Annotated in this window: 20 protein-coding genes; 1 reads left to right on the top strand and 19 read right to left on the bottom strand. The window is 39.7% G+C overall.

All coding sequences use genetic code 11. From position 1 onward, the window contains the following. From PQ460_RS10940 to PQ460_RS10855, 18 genes are all read right to left on the bottom strand, one after another. Window positions 1-636 carry a hypothetical protein gene (locus tag PQ460_RS10940; RefSeq protein ID WP_274172915.1) on the bottom strand — a complete coding sequence of 212 codons (636 nt, stop codon included), beginning with the start codon at window positions 634-636 and terminating at the stop codon, window positions 1-3. A gap of 408 nt (window positions 637-1,044) precedes the next feature. Next, entirely contained in the window at window positions 1,045-1,488 is a 444-nt protein-coding gene (locus tag PQ460_RS10935) for a hypothetical protein (RefSeq protein WP_274172688.1), read from the bottom strand. A gap of 73 nt (window positions 1,489-1,561) precedes the next feature. Beyond that, window positions 1,562-1,723, bottom strand: coding sequence for an aspartyl-phosphate phosphatase Spo0E family protein (locus tag PQ460_RS10930; RefSeq protein ID WP_274172687.1), 162 nt, complete (start codon window positions 1,721-1,723; stop codon window positions 1,562-1,564). A 97-nt stretch (window positions 1,724-1,820) separates the two neighbouring features. Continuing rightward, on the bottom strand, window positions 1,821-2,150 hold the full coding sequence (locus PQ460_RS10925; protein ID WP_274172686.1) for a helix-turn-helix domain-containing protein: 330 nt from the start codon (window positions 2,148-2,150) through the stop codon (window positions 1,821-1,823). A 17-nt stretch (window positions 2,151-2,167) separates the two neighbouring features. Further along, the gene (locus PQ460_RS10920) at window positions 2,168-2,626 is read right to left on the bottom strand and encodes a hypothetical protein (protein WP_274172685.1); all 459 of its coding nucleotides are present in this window, start codon (window positions 2,624-2,626) and stop codon (window positions 2,168-2,170) included. A 335-nt stretch (window positions 2,627-2,961) separates the two neighbouring features. Continuing rightward, window positions 2,962-3,684 (bottom strand): hypothetical protein, encoded by a 723-nt coding sequence (locus PQ460_RS10915; protein WP_274172684.1) that lies wholly within the window; start codon window positions 3,682-3,684, stop codon window positions 2,962-2,964. 11 nt (window positions 3,685-3,695) lie between these two features. Further along, the gene (locus tag PQ460_RS10910) at window positions 3,696-4,517 is read right to left on the bottom strand and encodes a S1 RNA-binding domain-containing protein (protein ID WP_274172683.1); all 822 of its coding nucleotides are present in this window, start codon (window positions 4,515-4,517) and stop codon (window positions 3,696-3,698) included. 70 nt (window positions 4,518-4,587) lie between these two features. After that, entirely contained in the window at window positions 4,588-6,351 is a 1,764-nt protein-coding gene (locus tag PQ460_RS10905) for a type IV secretory system conjugative DNA transfer family protein (protein ID WP_274172682.1), read from the bottom strand. Between the two features lie 5 nt (window positions 6,352-6,356). Next, window positions 6,357-6,848, bottom strand: coding sequence for a hypothetical protein (locus tag PQ460_RS10900; RefSeq protein ID WP_274172681.1), 492 nt, complete (start codon window positions 6,846-6,848; stop codon window positions 6,357-6,359). A gap of 163 nt (window positions 6,849-7,011) precedes the next feature. After that, window positions 7,012-8,055: a hypothetical protein gene (locus PQ460_RS10895; protein ID WP_274172680.1), complete on the bottom strand. Its 1,044-nt coding sequence runs from the start codon at window positions 8,053-8,055 to the stop codon at window positions 7,012-7,014. A 242-nt stretch (window positions 8,056-8,297) separates the two neighbouring features. Beyond that, entirely contained in the window at window positions 8,298-8,930 is a 633-nt protein-coding gene (locus tag PQ460_RS10890; protein ID WP_274172679.1) for a hypothetical protein, read from the bottom strand. 121 nt (window positions 8,931-9,051) lie between these two features. Next, the gene (locus PQ460_RS10885) at window positions 9,052-10,308 is read right to left on the bottom strand and encodes an FtsZ/tubulin family protein (RefSeq protein ID WP_274172678.1); all 1,257 of its coding nucleotides are present in this window, start codon (window positions 10,306-10,308) and stop codon (window positions 9,052-9,054) included. Between the two features lie 2 nt (window positions 10,309-10,310). Then, the gene (locus tag PQ460_RS10880) at window positions 10,311-10,664 is read right to left on the bottom strand and encodes a hypothetical protein (RefSeq protein WP_274172677.1); all 354 of its coding nucleotides are present in this window, start codon (window positions 10,662-10,664) and stop codon (window positions 10,311-10,313) included. Between the two features lie 240 nt (window positions 10,665-10,904). Next, window positions 10,905-11,405 carry a hypothetical protein gene (locus PQ460_RS10875; RefSeq protein ID WP_274172676.1) on the bottom strand — a complete coding sequence of 167 codons (501 nt, stop codon included), beginning with the start codon at window positions 11,403-11,405 and terminating at the stop codon, window positions 10,905-10,907. After that, the gene (locus tag PQ460_RS10870; RefSeq protein ID WP_274172675.1) at window positions 11,406-13,229 is read right to left on the bottom strand and encodes a ThiF family adenylyltransferase; all 1,824 of its coding nucleotides are present in this window, start codon (window positions 13,227-13,229) and stop codon (window positions 11,406-11,408) included. Then, window positions 13,222-14,346, bottom strand: coding sequence for an SMODS domain-containing nucleotidyltransferase (locus tag PQ460_RS10865; protein ID WP_274172674.1), 1,125 nt, complete (start codon window positions 14,344-14,346; stop codon window positions 13,222-13,224). The genes PQ460_RS10870 and PQ460_RS10865 overlap by 8 nt, the downstream gene beginning before the upstream one ends. Window positions 14,347-14,363: 17 nt before the next feature. Beyond that, complete coding sequence (locus PQ460_RS10860) at window positions 14,364-15,884, bottom strand: SAVED domain-containing protein (protein ID WP_274172673.1); 1,521 nt, start codon at window positions 15,882-15,884, stop codon at window positions 14,364-14,366. 294 nt (window positions 15,885-16,178) lie between these two features. Further along, entirely contained in the window at window positions 16,179-20,672 is a 4,494-nt protein-coding gene (locus PQ460_RS10855) for an S-layer homology domain-containing protein (RefSeq protein WP_274172672.1), read from the bottom strand. Between the two features lie 252 nt (window positions 20,673-20,924). Between PQ460_RS10855 and PQ460_RS23530 the strand changes: the two genes are divergently transcribed. After that, window positions 20,925-21,014, top strand: a complete 90-nt coding sequence (locus PQ460_RS23530; RefSeq protein WP_443147201.1) for a putative holin-like toxin — start codon at window positions 20,925-20,927, stop codon at window positions 21,012-21,014. Window positions 21,015-21,179: 165 nt separating this feature from the next. Here PQ460_RS23530 and PQ460_RS10850 read toward each other — a convergent pair whose 3' ends face one another. Continuing rightward, the gene (locus PQ460_RS10850) at window positions 21,180-21,602 is read right to left on the bottom strand and encodes a prepilin peptidase (RefSeq protein ID WP_274172671.1); all 423 of its coding nucleotides are present in this window, start codon (window positions 21,600-21,602) and stop codon (window positions 21,180-21,182) included. Window positions 21,603-21,608: the final 6 nt, after the last annotated feature.

Here is a 21,608-nt window from a genome sequence, read left to right as displayed (position 1 = left end):
TTATCCTCCCTTTAATCTTAATTCGTTCATCTCTGACATTTGAATTTCTGTCAGCATGCGATCCACGCTCTCTTCTACTTCGTTTGTCCATGTCGGACGTTCCGCTAAAGAATACATTGTACAAACGTATTGAAGTAAAGGTACTTCAATCTGCTTCTCTCGCTGTCGAATATGTTCGACATACTTTTCATACTTCCACGTTTTGATGCCAAGCAACAGCCAAAAATACGCTTGCTGCTTTTCGTGTTCTATAAACGCATTCCACTCCCTCCATAACCATTCCAATGAACGTTTATAGTAAGCCATATCCCGTTCTCGCATTCGTCGCCAGTCCGGATCACTACCTCCGCCCAGCGATTGACGAAGCAGATGACGCTGATTGCGGTTCAACTGTTCAGCTGGGTGAATGATGTTGCGTTTGCGATACCGCTGTACGATATCTTTTTCGTCTACATGTTCTAAAAGCGAAATAAATCGAAAGACACCGCCCTTCTCGCCGCAAAACCAGCACTTGAACACTTGGTCTTTACTATTGAGAGAAAGATAGTATTTCCTCTGTTTGTTCGGTTTGCTATCTTCATGACAAAATGGACATTTACATTTGACCTCTTTTCGAAACCGAGAGGAGGCATCCACAATGAGTCCATGTTGCTCTGCTATATCAACGATGTTAGGTAGCACCTGCGATCACATCCATCATGCGCTCGATGGGACTGGGATCTAGTTGAACCTGTTTCCATGCCGGATTCAGCACAATCTTTTGCGTGACAGTGTGTACCCGCTTGTATGGCTCCTGACATTTCCAACGTTTGTATGCGGCTAATGCAGCAGAAACATGTTTACAGTTTTTATACTGTCTGTTATACCGGCAAGCTGGGCATTCGTGTGTGATAACCAAATCATGCTGATACGGTTTTACCTCTACCAAATATACACCGTTCGATCGGCTACTAGGAAAAACACAAATTAGGATGTTGCCTTGAGCGAAGGTAGCTATCGGTAATAATTTGAAATCAGACATATAATCATCCTTTCGGTTTTTAATTAGTGGCTAGCATCCTCAGTCACGTTCCTCATTCCGGCTTGGATCATTACGACAAGACTATCTAAAATAGTCTCCTTCTGACTAAGTCCAAATGTTTCCGCAACATACATTCCAAGTGCAAACGCTGTACTGGATGCAGCAATTTGAGCATTATCGGTTTCTGCAGGATCGATGGTTTCAAACATGTTATTGATCGTCGTCATAACGTAAGGAATAGGCTGTTTATCTTCCTGATCTGCTGGAACAGTATGCTTGTTTACCAAACGATTCAAAGATTGCCAAACTTTGAATACCTCTGCTTTGAGCTTGGGATCAGCAGCCAGATATACATCATCCAACAGCGATAACGCTTCGCGAAGCTCAGGTAATAATGTTTCAAATGGAGTTGCTTCTACCTGCTCAGGAATGACCGTGCCTTGATTCGTAATCGTTTGTTTATTCATCTTCTTCACCTGTCCTTTTTAAAGTTTAAGAATAGAAAAAACGATGCTCGCATAAGTACATGCAATCATCGTTTTAAACTAACTTATTCATGGTCTGATACTGGCTAAACTCATTGAGTAGTTGGTCCAGCTCCTGAGATTTGCTAATGACTTCTGGAGCCAATAAACCAAGCGTATCTGCAAGCCGACACATTTCTGCTCGCGTACTTTCAATGTCCTTAAGTAACTTCCACATATTAGAGTCACCTCATTAGGAATTATTCTTTTTAAAACGCAAAAAACCGATCTCTACACAGCATTTCCTGTGCAAAAATCGGTTTTTAATAAACGTTCTATTTGTTAATCAGCTCAGAGTTGATAATCGGTGTTAGCCCTACAATTCCTAAAGCTTTAAACACTTTTCCAAAAGCTTCTGCATCTTGAAGTGAAAGACCAAAACTCCAGTGAGTACATGCACCTTCGATAATGGAAATATCATCTACGGATATACCAGCAAGTTCAGCAAGTCGTTGCTGCGTATAACCGAGCTCATATCGTCGGTTCATCACCATATCGCCTAGCGCTACTTCCAATCCTTCCAAATAACTTTTCAGAGTAGAGGACTTTTTTGCTTCTGCTAATACTTGATCAAAGCTCTGGTTCAAGTGACTATATTTACTCATTGCACTCATCTCCTTTTTCATGACATGTATTTCTCAGGAGAATTGATAAACGAACGATATTGTGCTCTGGATATTGCAACGATTCGCTCAAAGTCCAAAGAATGGGTTTGATTTTTAACAAGCGCTTGGGTAAATACCAACAGTTGAGTATCCTCCAGCCTGTATTCGAAAAATACTGCTCTGAACGCACCTGCCCCTCGCCAATTTACTCTAAATTCAAGTAAAGGAGGGTGATACTTCAACTCTTTGACGATTCGAATACTGTATATAGAGCCATCGTCACGAAGTGTGCTAAAAAACTCATGTATAGCATACGGTATGCCATACGTTCTCAAAAACTGCAAACCTTTCAGGATTAGAGCGACCAGATGTTCTAAATCATCATTGTACTCCGATTGTCGAATCAGTTCTTGAATACAATCTTGTACAGCAATCTTACCTTGCTGATCCTTAAAAAACCAAATGACTGTCTCCATTATACCATCCCTTCTTTTTGATTAAAACGCAAAAAACCGATCTTCGTATGGATATCCATACAAAAATCGGCTTTGTATACGTTTATTGCTTATTTACATAACATAGATAACTACTTTTGGAGAGCCTTTCGGTACTCTGTTCCTTGTCTCCAGCAAAACGGGAGTGACGGACAACTGCTTTTAGCCTGCTTTTACCTCACTCTTTCTTATCTTTTAATAAGTCAGCAGGATCGAGGGGAACTGTACATCTTTCCGTATCTCCAGCAAACGGGAGTTTCGGAGTGAAGCTAAATTACACCCTTACTTTAGCATGGCTGCTACCGTCTGACAAGATGTTATTCTACTAAAGTTATTTTCTGCTGCCAGATTCCTCCTCTCTGACGATAAAATGTGTATTCCTTACGTAAATCCTGATCCATTAAGGCATATGCATGCGTCAAAACATGATTCAACGGTTTCAAATCCAACAGGGTTTCTGCTATCACAATAACAGGCCATTGGCTGCGCTGTAGCTCTCTCTCAATTGCTTTGGTATCTTGTCCACGAAGGATCAATACATAGCGCGTGTGCTCACCCATTTGGACTTTTCCCGTAAACGGAGAAGCAGAAGCTTGAATTTGGAATCCCTTTTGCTTCTCATGCAGTGCGCAGGCGAATTGAAAAAATATCAGTTTGCTCAGTACATCTGCCACGCTCCAATGACACCAACTGTTGACTGTTTGATTCGATTGTAATAATTGAATGGCTCTCGGTCCCAGTGTAAATACAGGAATTGTCGTCCGATTCTTTCTAAGCTGGTGTTGCACCAATTTATGTTCTGCCAGCATCCGGCGAATATGCGAACGTTTCCAAGCAAATAAGCGTCCAAGTTGCACGCTACCGATACAGCCAATCGCCCCAATCGCTTGTAGCCCAACCTCTTCCATCGGCAGGCGGAGCGGTGCATAGCTGTTTTTTTCAGGATGCTCAATCTTGGTTGGCTGCCATATCCAGTGATGTGATAATGAAAATGAAGACCGGGGCACTCCCCGATCTTCATGATAGTTTTCCATATCCATAATGATGCTCCTTATCGCTTACGCGTAATTCGAGCGAAAATCTGTTGTTTTTTGACATCTAAGCGAATAATACGTACAGATACTTTATCGCCAACACGCAGCCGATCAAATGCCATGTGTCGAACCAGTGCATCCACCCCGCGCTCCAGATTCACAAATACCCCATACTCTGCAATGCCGGATACCCGACCAATGTATTCACCGCGTAGATTGTATCGTTGACTACAATCTGGCCATGGACTTTGCTCGAGTGCCTTTCGGCTGATGACGATGCTTTTATTCTCTTTGTCCAGCTCTAGCACCTTCACTTTGAAGTGATCCCCTATTTCCACAACTTCGCGTAAGTCTTCCGTCCAACCGTGTGCGTAATGCTGCACCGGCAAATCGACTTCAATCCCGCCAATATCCACCGTCATTTGCTTCACACTAACAGAACGCACTACTGCCGTAATGATTGCATCTTTCTCCAACCACTTCCACGTTGCCGTTTCCATATGCTCAATCGCCGCTTGCCGAGAAGCGATGAATGTTTTTCCGTCTCGATCATAGGATACAATTTTAAAGGCAACTGGTTCGCCCAGCATCCGGCGGAAGGCATGAGGATCCGTTACACCAGCATATTCTTGTGGGATCAGTCCGCGTACTTCGCCTACTTGTACTACCCCGCATAGCTTATTCAGTTTGGTTTCCATCCCGATCAGTTCCGCCTGCAAAATCAGATTATTTTGCTTTGCACTGTAAATTTGCGCCCAAGCTTCATCGTATCCGCTTTGTTGTAGCTTTTTCTCATCGTACCCTTCAATCAGTACTCGTTTCAGTTCATTTTGGCTCATGGATAAATCCTCCTATAGGGTTATATTTTTGATCAATCCAAAATAACCTCACTGATCATCAGCGAGGGCATTACTCAAATGGGTCATCTTCGATGGCGGTATACATAGCATGCTGTTTGCGACGCTGAAATTCTTGGTGTAGTTTTTTTAATGTAGGATTCTCGCTTCCATGCATTTGAAATAACATACGAAAAGCTGCTGTTGCATCTTCATGTTGAATGATCTCAGCCCAGATATCGTTGTGGGTATAGTCGAGTTTCAACTCGTCTAATATCCAAGTAAATAAATACATTTCAAACGACTCTTCTTCTTTACCTTGCAGAGGTTTAGAGGTATGAGAATCCTCTTGCATTACCACTTCCGCACTAGCATCCAGTTCGGTTTGTTCTAGGGACAGCTCTTTATCAACAAAGATAAGCTTGGATGAAGATACTGATTTTTCTTCGTGTTGAGCTTCCAATTCCTGTTCAGTCACAGAATCTGAATCCTTCTCTTCTTGTTTGCGTTTAACATGAAATTTAAACGACCATTGTTTTTTTCGAACTTCCCACTCTCGGCGCTCGCGCCAGTCGCGCGGGACAAAACTGCCCTTTCCGATTTTTGGTGCCATCGGTGTTCCATCATTCAGTAACTTGGCCACGTAATGAAACTTAGGCAGCCCATCCATCAGTTGTGTGTAAAAGATCCGATCTTCTTCCATTTCCGTATCGCGGTAGTTTTCCGGTAATAGGTTTGGTATCAGGATCTGCTGTTTGAATGTACTCTGCCGGCTGATGATCTGTTTCTTTCCAAATTCACGACTGAACTCCAGCGCATCCTGATAAGCCAAACCACCAAACGCGATTTTATTGCGACAACTTGTCAGGATGGATTGCTTCATCGCTTTCGCATTGATTTTTCCTGCTTCTACTTCCAGTTGTCCAAGGGATTGCGTAGCAAAAAATCCAGCTGTTCGATATTCAGCAGCGATCGACAAGAACAGCTCGACATCAGGATTGATATACCGGGAATATTCATCGACGACGATTATATGCGGTATACGAGTAAGTTCTGTTCCCGGACGACGGAATGTACCGCTTTGCAAGTGCATGACTGCAAACTGACCGAAAGCATCCCCAGCTTTTCGTAACTTGCCCATGGCTGTATTGATCGCAAGTATGCCACCGTTTGCAAAGTGCGCATCCATGTCAAAATCCGACTGACCCATCAAAATCGGCTCTAAATGACGATTGGAGGTTAAGTTTTCTAACTGTGCTCGAAGACCAATCACGAATTGCTGGTACTTATCTTTTTGTGAACCGAGCAGCTCCGATTGAAAAAACTGTACTAAATCTGATTCGCCTTCCTTAAAACGTAACTCGGCTACTTTGTCCTCCAGCACACGCTGATCACGCATCGTTCGCAGGACATCGCCCAAGTTCACATCGTCTAAGTAAAGACGTTTTAAAAGCTTGGTAATGTTCCGACCAGCAAGTTCTTGAACCGTAGCGAAAAATGCTTCCTGTTTACCGAACATGGATTTCAACACAGTGACGGTAGCTTCAGCTACATCGTCCTCATCACCTTTCATCACAGGAAAGCGCGCACTCGTTGGAGATGTGGGGTCAACGTGTACACAGGGCAACTCCATCTCTCCAGCCATCTCTGCCACCATTCCGGCAAGATCCCCTTTGGGTTCAACAACTGAAAGCCCCAGTGGTATACCTCTTTTCTTCATCAACAGTAGCTGATAAATAATGGGCTTGAGCAGTGTTGCGGTTTTGCCGCAACGTGTCGGTCCCACGGCCAGCATATGCGTAAATAAATCACTTCCGCCAAATTGAATAGCCGACATGTACATTACTCCTTCATTGGAATCTCTTCGCCAAGATTCAGTTGAATCTCGGTACTTTTGTTGCGAATGAATATGCGTTTAATGGATGTCCAACGATCTGATACCGTTGGTTTAATGACAACCAGTTGCTGTTTGCTCACATTACCCCGACGATTCATAAAATTATGCTGGATACGATAATTCACTACTGTTAAAAACAAGGAAGTGAGCAGAACCATAAGGAGCATAGCGTGCAAACCCATGATCGCCGAGATCGGCATTCTAGACTGACTTATCAGCCAGGCATATCCGTTGAGCGATAAGGCTGATCCACTCCATAGAAGACCTGTGAAAAACATCAGCACCTGATTACGCTGCTCCAGTACCCAGCCATACAAGTACACCAGTAAGCTTCCGAAAGCAGGTAGCCATATCCACCATCCTTGCCAAGCCGGTGTTTGTGCATACAAATAAGCCCAGCTACATAAACTGAGCACGAGCCAAAGAAATCGAATCATACGCAATCCATAAGGTCGAATAAATTTTCAGACCGTGTTTGATCCTTATTACACCTGGGGCTGGTGAACCCGTAGATGATGACTGACTCTATAAATCGATGCAGGAAAGAAATAGTTGGCTCAGAAAGAAGCCATGATACATCATGATCGTACGCCATCATACCTATCCTCCTAGTCGTTTAAAATGACTTTCAACGGTAATTCGTGGAATACCGAGTATATCAACGTGCCGTTCATGCTCCATTTGCTTTTGATAGTATTCTTCCTCTTCTTCCAGACAGATCACCAGCACCCGTTGCCCTGCTTGGCGGCTCATTTCTGGCGTATAAAATTTCAAATTACGACCCAATGTCAGCATATCGCCTGTTAGCTGCTCTACCAAATATGGCGGATTCTCTTCTCCTTCCCTTCGTAGTCCATACAGAAATCCGTATTTGCTGTGATCTTTCACCCTCACAAGCTGCCCATAAGGAGCCAGCAACTGCTGCAAATGAGTATAACGATCACCCGCTAGAATGTACCAGCGTGTCAATCCAATCCCTAGCTCATCATACGGTAGGAGATAGATTGGAATACCGCCTGTCACCAGTCCTTCTCGCTCGCATAATTCTACGAAACGTCTTCTAACAGAACCATGCTTATAGAAGATTAAATATCCTTTGATCTGGATTTGTTTAGATGAGCGGATTTCAGTCACGATTTTGATGAATGTTTGCGGCTTTGTTTCGGCATTAAGCATATAAATCGTATAGTCTCCTTGTGTAGTCTCGAAACCGCCAAGTAATAAATCCCCTCGATTTAAGTGATATTTTCTTTTAATCCTCCTAGAATCCAAAAAGGGAATTTCAGATATTCTCAGATGCAACTCATTGGCGTCGATAATATACTGCCGCTGTTGTACAGTAAGTCCCATATCTCGCGCACGGTAGCTGCTTGTCTCTATTCTTTTCTTAGCTACCAGCAATTCCATTCCACGCTCCGCAATTCGTATATAAGCAGCTACCCGAGTATGCTGCTCTATTCGTCTACCGTATATTTGTGTCACAATCAATCCTTCGCATTTCATAATGTATAGTCGTTTATTCGCATATTTTGCATTCCCATTAAAATATGTTGTTGTAATCTGCTGCTTGGTTAGCTCCCTTAATTCATACAATGTCTGCAAAATTAATAAATCCCTTTCTGTCCATTCTCGCTGTTTTGGCATCTTCACTCACCCTTCGTTCTGGAAATCCTTACATTCTTTCTCTACTCACTATTTGCTTATTTTTACCATTCCTGTTCTTTGTATATTTTCTACTCATGCAGGGTGCTCCGAAGCTTCCACTCAACTGCGTTTAGCGGTAGCCTCTCCTCACCTTCTCGCTTTTTATGACTTATGCTTTTGCGTATTATCCTTTTCAGATCAACGGATTCAGCTATTTTTTGGCATCAATTATCGGGTTCAAATCAAAAGGTATTAGAATCAGGTTCAAATGAACCCGATTTCCCTTTAGTAATTCCATATTTATCATTTACATATATTGTTAAATTACTGATGTTTGATGTTGGACTGACTAAAACTTTGATGTGATTTTTACCCGAGTCATCTAAGAATCCAGCTTCCAAATTAACTATTTCTTTCCATGAATCGTCTCTAATCATTTGTGCATGTCTAACAGCATTAATTAACAAACTACGATTTCGATTATCTGTATCACGGATGATTAAGTTTTTAAAAAAGTGACAAATATAAATGCATGCATGATCTAACGTTGGATATTCAGCATTACGCACAGCTTCAAAAGTAGCATGCCAATAATAGTCACGAACCGCCCTAAAATATTTGCGATCTTGACTATACAAAGGTAGTACTCCCTCATAAGACAACTGATATACAGGATATCCACTCAATTCAAACATTTCGAAAGAGCAGGGTGGATAAGGTAACGGGTCAAGAGACCAACTTTCTGGTAAAAATGATCTTTTATTAGCAATTGCCTCACTCAGATCATATGAAAGCAACACAGATTGAAAATACATTCGCTCTAAACTCATAAGCTCTCTTTGTACTTCCTGCTCACGAAAACTCAATCCTTCCAACTGCATCACTTCCTTTTGACATTTATACATAGCAAATGCATCACATATAGATGCACTAGCAGAATATAAACTTCTGCCAAGTGCATCAGTAAGTGCAGCACTTAACTAGATGTGATGCGTATCACTTTAATTCGTTTAAAAAATCAAACGGGTCTTTAGGCGTATCACGATCAGGGGCTGAGGATGAGTCACCAAATAGGAGCGATTCTAGATCAGCCTCTTCTTTCTTGACCTCCTTGTTGAATCCTGCAAGTGCAACTGCAATCATATCTGTTTTTTGATTACGTTCCTCTACACGCCGTTCAAGTTCTGCTGCTTCTTCTGCTAGTTTGCTTACACTATCGGGAAAATTAAGTCCAGACACTACTGTATAGATCGTTACTAAACCAGGTTGATCGGCACCGTAGGTTGCAACAGGATTTTCATCAAGAGTAGGCGTAGTATTGTGTAAAAAAGATTGGACTTCTTCTACAAAAACATGAGTAAATAATTCATTAGCACAAGATTGATCAGCTACAATGCTTACTGCACTACTAGCTGCATCTGAAAGATCATAGCCGGTGCTCAGTTCTCCATTTAGCACACTTTGCTTAAGTTTATCCATGTAGGTAACTGGAGATGCTATGTTAATATCATTAATAGGCAAAACACATTTAGCAATATGCAAGCATCCGCTACTATGCAACATATTAAGCCATTCTGAAGCATCAAAATGATAATTTCCGTAGGGGATATAACTTGAAGTCACTGTATTGAGTTCATGAAGTAACTTGGCAATATGCCGATTACAGGACTTCATAAACTCTTCCACGCTGGCGGGCTTTTCCTGCGCAAGTCCAACTTGAAAAAGTTGTTCATTATCTACAATGATAATCGCACCAAGTCCAGACATTGCACGCTTTAGCGTTTGTAGGCGTTGCAGAGCATTAGAAAGCACCTTACGCCCCTCATTTCGACGTGGTAAGGTAAGTAGCAACCCAAAACGTCCAGCAAAACCAGAAGTATGCAGTAGACGAATGGCTTCTAATAGTGCTCCTGTACCGGTTCCTCCACCGAGTCCACAAGAAATGAATATATAATCACGATCTTTGAAATAGCTTATTACCGATTCTTTAATCAGCTCCTGATTATCCTCGAAAGCTTTTTGTCCTAGTACGATATCCCGTCCAACCCCACGCTCATAACCTTTTAGCAAGAGCTTTTTAACGTTAGGAAGATCTGATAATTTCGTCAAATCGATCTCATTGCTATTAATCAGTAGAGCAGTATAGGGACGTGTCTTATCTGTAGAAGACATAGGTACGTCAGCACAATCAAATGCAATCGATGTACCACCCATTCCCCAGCCAAAAAAGCCATATTTCAAACTGATTCTCATTTCTAAACGTCCTTTCCTTTTGATTTTTGAAGTTGTCGCTGCTGATGCCGATATTGTAGTAACTCCTCACCCAATGCTGACAATGTATACTGTTTGGTTTTTGCAATCTCTGCCACCTCGACTAAAGCTGCTCCCTCCAGCATTGCAGCCGCTTCATCCAATAAATGACGTGAGCGAATAGGAAGCTGTTCGGCTTCTGGATGAATCTCCTTGTAGATCATATTTGTAACATCCCGTAAGTGATCTTTCTGTACGGGACGTTCAGCCATTTTAATTCCGGCAAGCATCCAGATCATATTCTCATTTTGAACTGTAGCAGCTAATAATGCTTGTAAAATCTGTTCGCGACTTAGCATTTATAAGCACCTCCTTCATTTCTAAACAAAAAAACTCTTACCCAAATGAGTAAGAGTTTTTTATAGAAATAAGGCTTTAGATCGATCAATAAAAGCGCCGAATTTATATTTAAGTATATGCTGATCTATTAAAGGGTGTTAAACCATTCAAATCAAATCTTTAAACCTAGAGTGTGGATCAATCATCTATTGCATTTGTAACGTATAATTTAATAAAAACCATTATATCTATAAAAGAAACTAAATAATTTCTGATTCATAATGATTTAGTTTTAAAGGCTTAATATTTTTAGTAAAAACATAAATAGAAGTCGAATATTTTTTTTGAGGATTACCTCCGATTATAAATAATATAGGTTCAGGACAGTTTATTCTATTATCCCTAGAAATCGATTGCATTTGAGTAAAGTCAATAATACTCATTTCACTTGACGAAAAAGGATGAAAGTGCCATTCACCTATATAGTAAGCTCTCTCTTTATACCACATTTCACTGAGCCATTTCTTTAGACCGCTTACCCCTCTATAAAATCTAGTTTTTGTTTTTTTTGAGTCTATAGGTGCTCGGCTACTTTTTAATATTATGGCCTTATTTAAATCATCATTATAATAGCCAACCAAAATACCACCTGTCTCTAAATCTTTACTTAAACGACATTCTGTCAACATAAATTTCAATACCTCATTACTAAATTCAACAGTTAAACTATTGTCATCATTTGAATATTTATGAATGAGCAATTAAAACACCTCATGTTGTTTTAATAAAACACCAGTCGTTTTTCCATTTGAATATTGCTGTTCATAAACAGCAAATATACTAGGTCTATGAGATTGAATCCACCAAGCTTCAATTTCTTTAATTGCTAGACTAGACATCAATGTAATATCATCTGAACGAGCAGGAAATAAAGGATGGTAACATCCAATTCCATCACGCGGTAATATAATATCCTTATTTTCTTTTTTTTCTAATTCGATCCAAGGTTTTATGAAATTATAAAATTCTTTTCGAGGAAAGGGGGTTTTATTTGATAAGAAGATAAATACCCTTTTTGCTCCAAAACCTACTGAGATTGAAATGAATCTTTTTGGAATTGTCCAATCAAAAGAATGCAGATAATCAATAACTGCATCGCTTCCAGTAGTATCGATTATAATTTCCTGTTGTTCTAATAATTCCATTTCTTGTTCATTTAAATTAGGGAATTTTTTATTAATTGCAAAAGACCAAGCATGTACACTGTTTTGATTAATTTTATCGGATAAAGCTTTAGCCTTTGAAGAAAATAAATGATTTACTCCAAGCGTATGTCTGGATAGATTACCCATTTCTAAAATATCATCATCGCAAATTACTATTTTGGAAATACCCAGTCTAGATAGCATCTCACTAATTGATGAACCTAACGCCCCGGCTCCAATCAAAAAAATACCGTCATTATATGTTTTTTTATCAATACTCCCTCGGCTAAGAATTGCTTCTTTGCTCCAATTGTCAGTATAAATATAATTCAGATTTTGATTAGAATGCAAACTATTAAGGCGATCCAATTGAAAATAATAATCAATTTCTTTTCGAAATCCTTTAACTTTTTTTACTTTTTTCGTTAACGCTCTTATACCAATGCTAATCCAATGTATAATTAGGCTTTCGTCTCCAACCAATTTAGGAATTTGAAATCCGATCAAAAGATAAATTTGTTGTCCTTCTTTTCTAATTTTATGCATAAGTTCATATACTTCATTCCAGATATTGAAATGATTTTTTTTACAAACTTCTTCCAAATCTCCAATCGTTTTAGGATAAGTCCATGGATGAATTATAGGCTGAAATGGTAACAATACCCATACTCCCGAATGGAGTTTAGTTTCTATTTCTTCGGTTACTATTCTTCCCCAATTATATTTCTTTATAATTTGGTTTTTTTTATCAAAAAAATCACAAACAAAAAATATATCTGGATGAGCATTTACATTTTTTAAAGATATAAATCCACTTCTATTCCTAGAGTTTATCCAATTACCAAATTCTTCTTGTTCTTCAGCAAAAATGATTTGTGGTTTTTTATTCAAATATGCATGCGGTAATTCAAAATAAGCACCTTTTTCAGCGAGTGAATCATTAAAAGCAGCAAGGATCCAATTTTTCAAACGCTCTACATGCCAAGAAATACGATATTTTGCATCCATCATTTCTTCAGTATCTGATAGTAATTCAAGTTGGTTATTATCCCAGTCTGTACAAATTTTACCTAGTCGCCACGGAAGATTATCAACTTCTATGTTCTGATTCATATGCTGATATGTTTGTTTGATACCATAAATTTTATCTGGGTATATGCTAATAGATCCTCTTGGATAAAGAGGATCTATTAGCATATACCAATTTGTTGCGTATGGTATGTTACCATCATTTAATTCTTGCAGTTCAATATTAAATCTAAGAATCCAACTTTTGTGTTCTGAGAGCCAGAAAAGTTCTTCTAGCTGTTGATATCCTTTTATGATATCTAATTGAGTACATCCTATAATTATATTATTAGCTACTGAAAGATCAGCCAAAACGACCACCTACAATATTAGAATTATTTGGATTCTCCCTTTTTGAAAAAGTCGAATTACCTTTTTCGTTACTATTCGTTGTAGCTTCCGATGTTGGGAACTTTGAACCAAATAATTTATTCCATTCTTCTGCACTTTCTTTAACAGTAGTAGCATTTGTAGCTTTTCTAGCCGTTTTAGCTGCTATTTTTATCAATTTATAAAATTCATCGTACTCTTCATCATTAACTCTTCCCATAACGTCATGCTCAGGGACACCATGATCTGCCATAAAAGGTTTTGTTGGGTAGTTATTTACTATTCCTTCTAAAACTTCTGTTACACCTTGACCAATACTTTCTATTTCATCTGGACAACACAGCCCTATAAGATGCTCTAAAGGGTAGCCTTTTGGATATTTAGGTATATTGTTAATTCTTCTCCACCACTTTAAAGCTTTTACTACGTTCACATAATGGCGATCACAAGATTTATTCTTTTCTTGTGTCCACTTAATTTGTGCAAGAGGATCAGTTTTCTTCCATTCTTTAGCATCTCTATCAGGGATCCAAAGAGGAACAGTCTTCCATTCTGGTTCATTTTCATTTGAATAAGTTTTAGAGACGAAGCTTTCTTCAATAGTTTCATTTAAAACTTCCCACGAATTTTTCAAAGTCCATGTTTCAACATCCTCTAGTGTGTACATGTTAGTAACACTATTTGATTCCAAAATATTCTCTTCACTTTCAGAGGGAGCAGCAGTTATAACTACATCCAAGTCTACATAGCTCAAGGTAATTCCGATAGATCGACCTTGGATCTTATACTTTCCAGCATAATGTTTCTCCATGAATGGCTCAAACTCTTTAATTGCATCTTCTGGATTATTATATTTATCCATGCTTAACCTAGTCACTACAATTACATCAACATCTGAACGACTATCTCCTTTTGGTCGCACTGCCGTAGCTCGTCGATAGCTTCCTTGTAAAAATGTGCTTACAATAATTCCAGATAACTTTTCATCTTCTTTTAGTCTTTTTCTTAGTGTAGTATGACCTTTAATCAAATCATTAGTTTGATTTTCTGTTAAACGAATTTCTTTAATAAATCGAGAAAAATAAGTTGGAATATTCACTATAGCACCTCCGATTTTTATAAAGGCAAATAAAATGAAGGGAAATACGATCCATCTCCAGAAAAATGATTTTCATACAAAACAATCTCTGGAATATGCGTAGCTTGTTGAGCAAGGAAAAAAACAAACCCTCCAGGAGCAGAAATAAAAAAATGAATCTTACCTTTTTTTTGGTGCGGTTTCCGACGACCTATAGTGCGAATAACTTGTTCCGCAAGTATCCATGAATGTGTTGCATCCTCAATTGCTGTGACTCCTTCTAAAGGTAAATAAAAATGATAAAACAACTTTTGTGCTAAACCCTTCTCTTCTAGATACCACTCAACTTGATCCTTAACATTACGAGTTACACTGATAGCAACCACCGTATCACTATCAGAAGATGGATCATCCAAGCATTCTTCAATGAACTTACTATAATTTGGCATAGTTTTATCATACAAATCTGGAATCCATGCAATCAATCCATTTCCACGTTGAACTGGAAAAGCTCTAACTCCAGATTTTGGGTTCAAAATTAAACCAACCGCAAATGTTATAGATAAATGTGTATTGAATTGAATGAGATAGGAACTGCCAGGAGAAAACACGCTTTTAGTAAATTCGGCTACCTTCGCATGAATGTCTTCATTCCAGCTCTTTCCTGACTTTAGCAATCTACCATCAAAATCATCGCTCATACATAATAAATGATGGGTTTCTTCTTCTAAATTTTCAGTATATGGCAGAAAACTTCGAATACCTACAGGAATATTATCTTTTAAAATCATGGGCTGACCAGTATATAATTTCTCTGTACGGCATAATTTTAGTAAGTCTTCTTTATTAAAGCGTTTACTTCCTTTACTAGCACAATTAACGATTAAGTCATTATAGGGATTTACAAGAACAGTAAAATCTACAGGTCTCAATCCAGCCAGCATAAGTTTAGCATTAAGTTGTTCTCTAATTAAAAAAGAAATTCCTGGTTTACTATGTTGAATACGAACAGTACTTAAAATATTACGTAATTCGTTTTCATTTTTTAAACCCAGTTGCTTCATCATAGCTTTTCGAGCTCTAGCCATTTTAGTGCTTGGTCTTCCATCAAATAGAGCATTTAAATTCAATTTATTATGTTGATTGTCCAACAGTTTTTCCAAGGGATCACCTTTTTGAATATTCCAAGGTGTAACTAAATGGAACCTTGCTTTCGTATATCCTTGCTTTAAAGCATCATGAACACGATTTAAAAAAGAATACGCTGAGGCATTAATAAACAAAGGATCAATAAGATCTAATAGTTTTATCTGGTTTGAATTCTTAACATGATATTTCACCTGATAAAAATCCATAATAATCTCGTCTTCAATGCTATAATCGCCTTTAATCGGTTGAATATATTCAACTACTACATCATCAATTGATTTTACTCTATCATCTTCATAAGATACTTCTTTAATATTACTATCACTATGAAGCAATTCAGAAGCAAACAACCAAAAATATAGATTTTGATAGGTTAACCCAGCATTAATGGCATCAATTGGTTTTCCCATATATCACAATCCTATAATAGATTTTTAATATATTAAAACATATGTTCTTAATACTAATATTCTCATAAAATACTTTTTTATTCAATTCATTTATCACTTGTAAACTTAATAACTTCCCATTCTATAAATACTATCAGGCAATTTATAAATAAATGAAAATTTAATCATTTGGAAGGAAATCAGTATCTAATTGGATTTGATAGATCCATCAATTGTTAGTTCAAGTTAACATTAAAAGCCAGCTATCCTTCTTATTACAGAAAATAACTGGCTTTAATAGTAAAACCACTAAAATTAGAAGAGATGTTGTCCTTGTAGCGTTCTCTCAAGTATAATCGCACTTTCAGCTCGACTGAGCTTACACTTCGGTCTAAATGTCTGATCTGGATATCCCTTCACAATACGTCTTGCTGTCAAAGCGCCTACGTCTTCTCTTACCCAAGGAGAAATTGCGTTAAAATCGATGTAAAAATTACTATTATTTTCTACAGGTAAAACATGAAGTGCGTTTGACAGCATTTTTGCAGCTTGTTCTCTATCTATCACTAGTTCTGGTAAAAATCTCTCATTATTGAAACCTTTAACAATATGGTTTTCAACTGCTGCATGAAGCTCTGGCATGTACCAAGCGCTATCATCAATATCCCTAAAAGTTAATTTTATAGCAGATTGCTTAATCTGCTCAGGCGTCAATACCAACCGAGTCAACAAAGCCATAAATTCGGCACGTGTTGTCCCTGCTTTCGGTGCGTATAGATCATCAGAAATGCCCTTTATAATACCCATATTTGCAAGTCGTGTAATGGACTCCTTTGCAAAACTTCGATCAATATCGATAAAACCTTTTTTAATGCTTGTATCTGGCTCTTCTTCATCTACGGGATCAGGATCAGCGACTACCAGCTCTTCGGTTACTTCTGGTTGTTTGGTGTCGGTTGCAGGTGCTTCCGCTACCCCCTCAGTGCGCTCTTTCTTTGTTTTCGCACGAAGAGTTTGCATATTGGATTGATCGCCCTGATCGTTCTCCGTCCAGACATGGAAATTGTAAGTTTCATCTGGCTGGAGACGATCTTGTATATACTTGTTATAGCCGTTTGCTGATCCACGATAAAGTTCCTGTCCTTGCGAAGCGATCACTAGCGTTTCAGTAGATAGTTCATGCTGTAAATGTAAGGTGATAGCAGTACGAGTACTAGCATAGCTCAGCGTGATTGTTCCATCTGGTAACGTCTCCACTGTCGGTACTGGCATTGCTTTCCCTTCACCAGTAGTATTCACAGGCACAACCGTGTAGCCATTGTGGCAAGTTGCACTGTGGAGCTGATCGATTACCGCACTATGTTCAATTGTTTGTGTAATCAACTGCTTATATTTATCATACACGCGGTAAAGATCCGCACCCGGTACAGCTTTCCAACTGATCTGCAAATCATGCATATTTACACGATCTATGCTTACCAATTGGCTATAGTCGGTATTTTCATCTTTAAATCCAGGTAGTGTGCGGAAAGTGTATACTGATGATGCACCGGTTCCTGAAGCGTTTTTTGCAACAGCGTGATACTGTACGATATCACCAGGCTCCAAATCAGTCGCATTATATGCTGGCGTTTGTACCGTAGCAAGTAAAGTACCAGTAGAATCACGTAGCTCGTAAGCTGCGGCACTCTTCACAGCTGTCCATTCAAGGTTTACAGATGTTGGTGTCTGCTTGATTAAGGTATAACCTGTTGGAGCTGATGGCAATGTAAGAAAACGATCCGTATACGCTTGACCATAACCTGCTGTATTTCCGGCAGCTAGCGTATAACTGTACACTGTTCCGCCCTGCAAACCGTATAATTTAGTTCGACCGGTAGCTACCTCATACTCTTTGCCATTCACAGACAATTTGTACTTGGTCGCGCCAGAAACATCATACACATTAAACGTCACACTATTTTCTTGAATATCCAAAACACTGATGGCAGCACTGGATGGCTGATCTGGAAGCGTTGTACCAATCATACTAATGGAGCGTCCCACCCCAGACTGATTATATGCAGCCAGTTCAAGTCTATGAATTGTTCCCGGTCGAAGTCCAGTAAATGTATACTCGCTGAGTACCGAACCCAAGCGGATCACTTTATCTCCATCTAGCGTAGCTTCAAATCCTTTCGTGCCGTGTGGAATATCCACAGCTACCGTAAAACTGGTAGGTGTTGCTGTCACCTGTTGGAGCTTCTTTGGCGCTGCTGGTAGTGTCCATACTTCGCTGAGCGTCGCTTTTGTACCCCATCCAGTGCTATTTCCAGCGGCAACATCATAATCATACATGCTACCTGATTGTAAACCAGTATCTTTATATGACGAAGGTGCACCCGTGTAGATGATCTGACTGTCTCGGCGCAAGCGGTAATACGTATCGTTGGTAACACTGCTCCAATCGTATACCCCACGCGTCACGCTGTTCCAACTCAGCGAGATCGAATCCTCTGTCATTTGCACTGATTTAAACTCATTAGGCTGATTCGGCAGGGTTAAGAAGGAGACGTGATACGCTGCCCCTTCTCCGCTGGCATTCATTGCCCGTATTGCAAAGTCATACATTACATATGGCTTGAGTCCCGATATTTCCTGATAAATGGTGCCAGTCACAGTTACATCTGCATCGATCTGCTTAGTACCCCAATTTGTAGCAGTGATTCGGTATCCAGTTGCTGATTGTACTGGTGTGATATTGAGCAAAGCTTTACTGTAATCGTCTCCGCTCGCATATACAGATGCACTCGCCGTCATTTGCGGTAATGTCACGCCAGTAATTGCAGCACTGGCAAGGCTAGTACCTACATGATTTTCTGCTGTAATCGTGTAGGTGTATTCTGTGCCACCTGCCAATGAACTATCCTTCAGCTCGTTGATCGGATAATCGAGCGTCCAGCTTTTTCCTGTTGTTTCATTCCGGATTGTGTATTGCAAACCATCTACATTCACTTCACCTGTGGGAAGCGACCAACTCAAGAGCATCTGATTGGTCGCTGTGCCAGTTACGTTCAGTTTTGGCGTTTCTGGCTGCCGTTGTAACTGATATGCAGATGATGTAAAACTGACTTCATTATCTGCTAAGTCATAGCCTTTCAGGTGCAAGTACCACACGCCTGCTTGGCTAAGAATAGTCGTCTGTTGCGTGCTGGTTGCTTGATCCCAACTGCTCGGCTCAGTTGTCGATTGAGTCCACTTGTAGTACATTTTGTTTTCGTTCATACCAGACTCTGCGTCGTCAAACGTAAAAGTTACCGGAACATCCTGATCCGTCCAGCTTGCCCCATTTCGAGAAACCATTACGGTTGGCTTTACATCATCGATAGTGGTTACGGTGATCGACTTGGACGATGTATTGCCTGCCGCGTCCTCAAAACCAAACGTGTACGTACCATTATGTGTAACGGAGTAATCATAATGGCTACCGTTATACGCGCTGTTGTTTGGCAAATGAATAAATTGAAATCCAGACGCGCTGTCCATGCCGTCAGCACTGATCGTTATCGACTTTGCCCAGCCTTGAGGCGCTGTTAGTATACCAATCGGCGAGGTGTTATCGATATTGATCTTACCAGAAATTAAATCACTCTCCAGTCCAACATTGTCGATAGTGGATGCAGTAACAATGGTCTGACCGTCCGCGGTGATCGATTTGACCGAACTGTTTCGTCCCCCTGCCTTTGCTTTACTACGTGCCTGCTCAGTGGCTCCATAGAGCGTGTAATAAACACCGTTTACGCCAGAACTTTCATCTGTGCCCGGCGTAAAATTAAGCTCAAATGTCCCACGATACCACTTTTTGGAATCCAAGCCTACAATCGTTGGGATACTAGGCTTATTCCGATCCAAGCGGCTATAAGCAATACCATACGCACTTTCCATGATATTACGCGTAAGCAGCCGAGATTCAATCTTTACTTCGCCTTCAGTTGAAATATTGACAGCCCCAACATAATTAGTCCAATCGCCACCAGCGATCCGATATTGGAGCACTCCATAAAACTGTTCATAATAATTCCCGTAATATCTGGGCTTTGCAATCGAAAAACTATTATTGTTGCCTATATGATAGTTTTCGCTTGGCGTTACTGTAATGACTGGTGCAGAGGTTGGTGTAATATCCTTACGATATACGCGATATTTGAGCGATTTCATGGTCTCGTAATACCCCGATCCCCATGAGTAGTAAATCTGGATATCAGTCAATTTTTTCTTGTAATACTCCGCATAAGAAATATTCCCGCCATGATTATCATCCATGCGATAACCATCTGGCCCGTTAATCTTTAACACTTTGTATTCAGTATAAACGCCATAATTCATTGCCCCCACTGCTTGACCATTTCCAGAAGGGATCCAAATTGTAGAATATGTGTTGCCATCATCACTTGCACTAATTTTACGATCATAAGATGTAACTCCATTACCGCCAAACCCTGCAACCGATGTTTCTGCTTCAACAACCACATAATACTCTGCTGCACCAATGTCATTAGGAACCGGCACAGAAAAGTTAGCCTGAATCGATTTGGCATAGCGGTAATAGGTTCCCGCTGGGTAACCCCAAGAACTGTTCGCTCCAGTCGTTTTGCTACCCAGCACTGGATTTTCCACAGATCCTGATGCAACCAAATATCCATAATTGGCTTGCTCGAATGCAAGATCTGATGATGACGCAGCTACTGGTTGATCACTACCAAATGGCAACATCAAAGAACCTAGCAGTATAATCACTGCTAAGCATCCATTGATATATTTTTTATGCATATTCCTCCTCCATCCATAAACCTTATCCAACTTCGCTACTACACATAGTTACATTTTGTAGAGCTACATAGATTCACCTGCCTCTAGAAGAAAATACAAGCAAAGCTTGCTACATAGAATAGAAGAAATAAAAAAAGCCCGTCACTTCCCTTAAATCAGGAAAATGACGGGCTTGGAGCATCATGATATACTTGGATTTAGTACAATAGAATAGGCTAAAGGGCGGGCGGCTAATCTCCTATAAGGGAGGTGATGCCAATGGAAGTCTATCAAGCTTTGATCTTGATGATATCCTTTGCAACATTAGTTGTATTGATACTTTCGTTCAACAAAAAGAAATAGACCGCCTTCTTGTAGGCTAGCGGTCTATTCATCTTAGATCACCCTAAAGCCTACCGCCTTTCCAAGCGGCTGTTGTACTGAAGAGTCGTGTTGACGCACGACTCTTCTTCTATCTTTATTATACTGATTGACAATGAGTGAAGCAACGGCAAATTGATTGCCAATTCAAATAATCATAATTGCTCCTACTGCAAGACAAAAACTCATTGCAATAAATGGAGCAAGCGGGAACTCATAACGTATTGCCTTCCTTAAGCTTAATCGAATCCCTACGTAACACATACATAGCAATCCCATTATGAAGATAGTTATCAGCGTAAGAGGTAATCCAGCAACTAATCCAATGATTCCAAATAATTTAACATCTCCGGCACCAATTGCAGCCTGGCGCATTAAAAAAATCAGCACCATTACTAGTGCTGGAATCAGTCCATATAAGTACGTCCACTCCATGGTTATCAATCGCCAGAATACTAGGATAATCAGTAACGGATGCGTCCATCGATTAGGAATGATACGCTCACGAATATCTGTATAAGCAAAATATACACACAAGATTGCAAGCCCACATAATAGTCCTTGATTCACCAGTAA

The organism is Paenibacillus sp. KACC 21273, assembly GCF_028736095.1.
In the GTDB taxonomy this organism is placed as follows: domain Bacteria; phylum Bacillota; class Bacilli; order Paenibacillales; family Paenibacillaceae; genus Saccharibacillus; species Saccharibacillus kyungheensis.
Note: the sequence above shows the minus strand (reverse complement) of the source record. Positions and strands in the feature narration are given on the sequence as shown.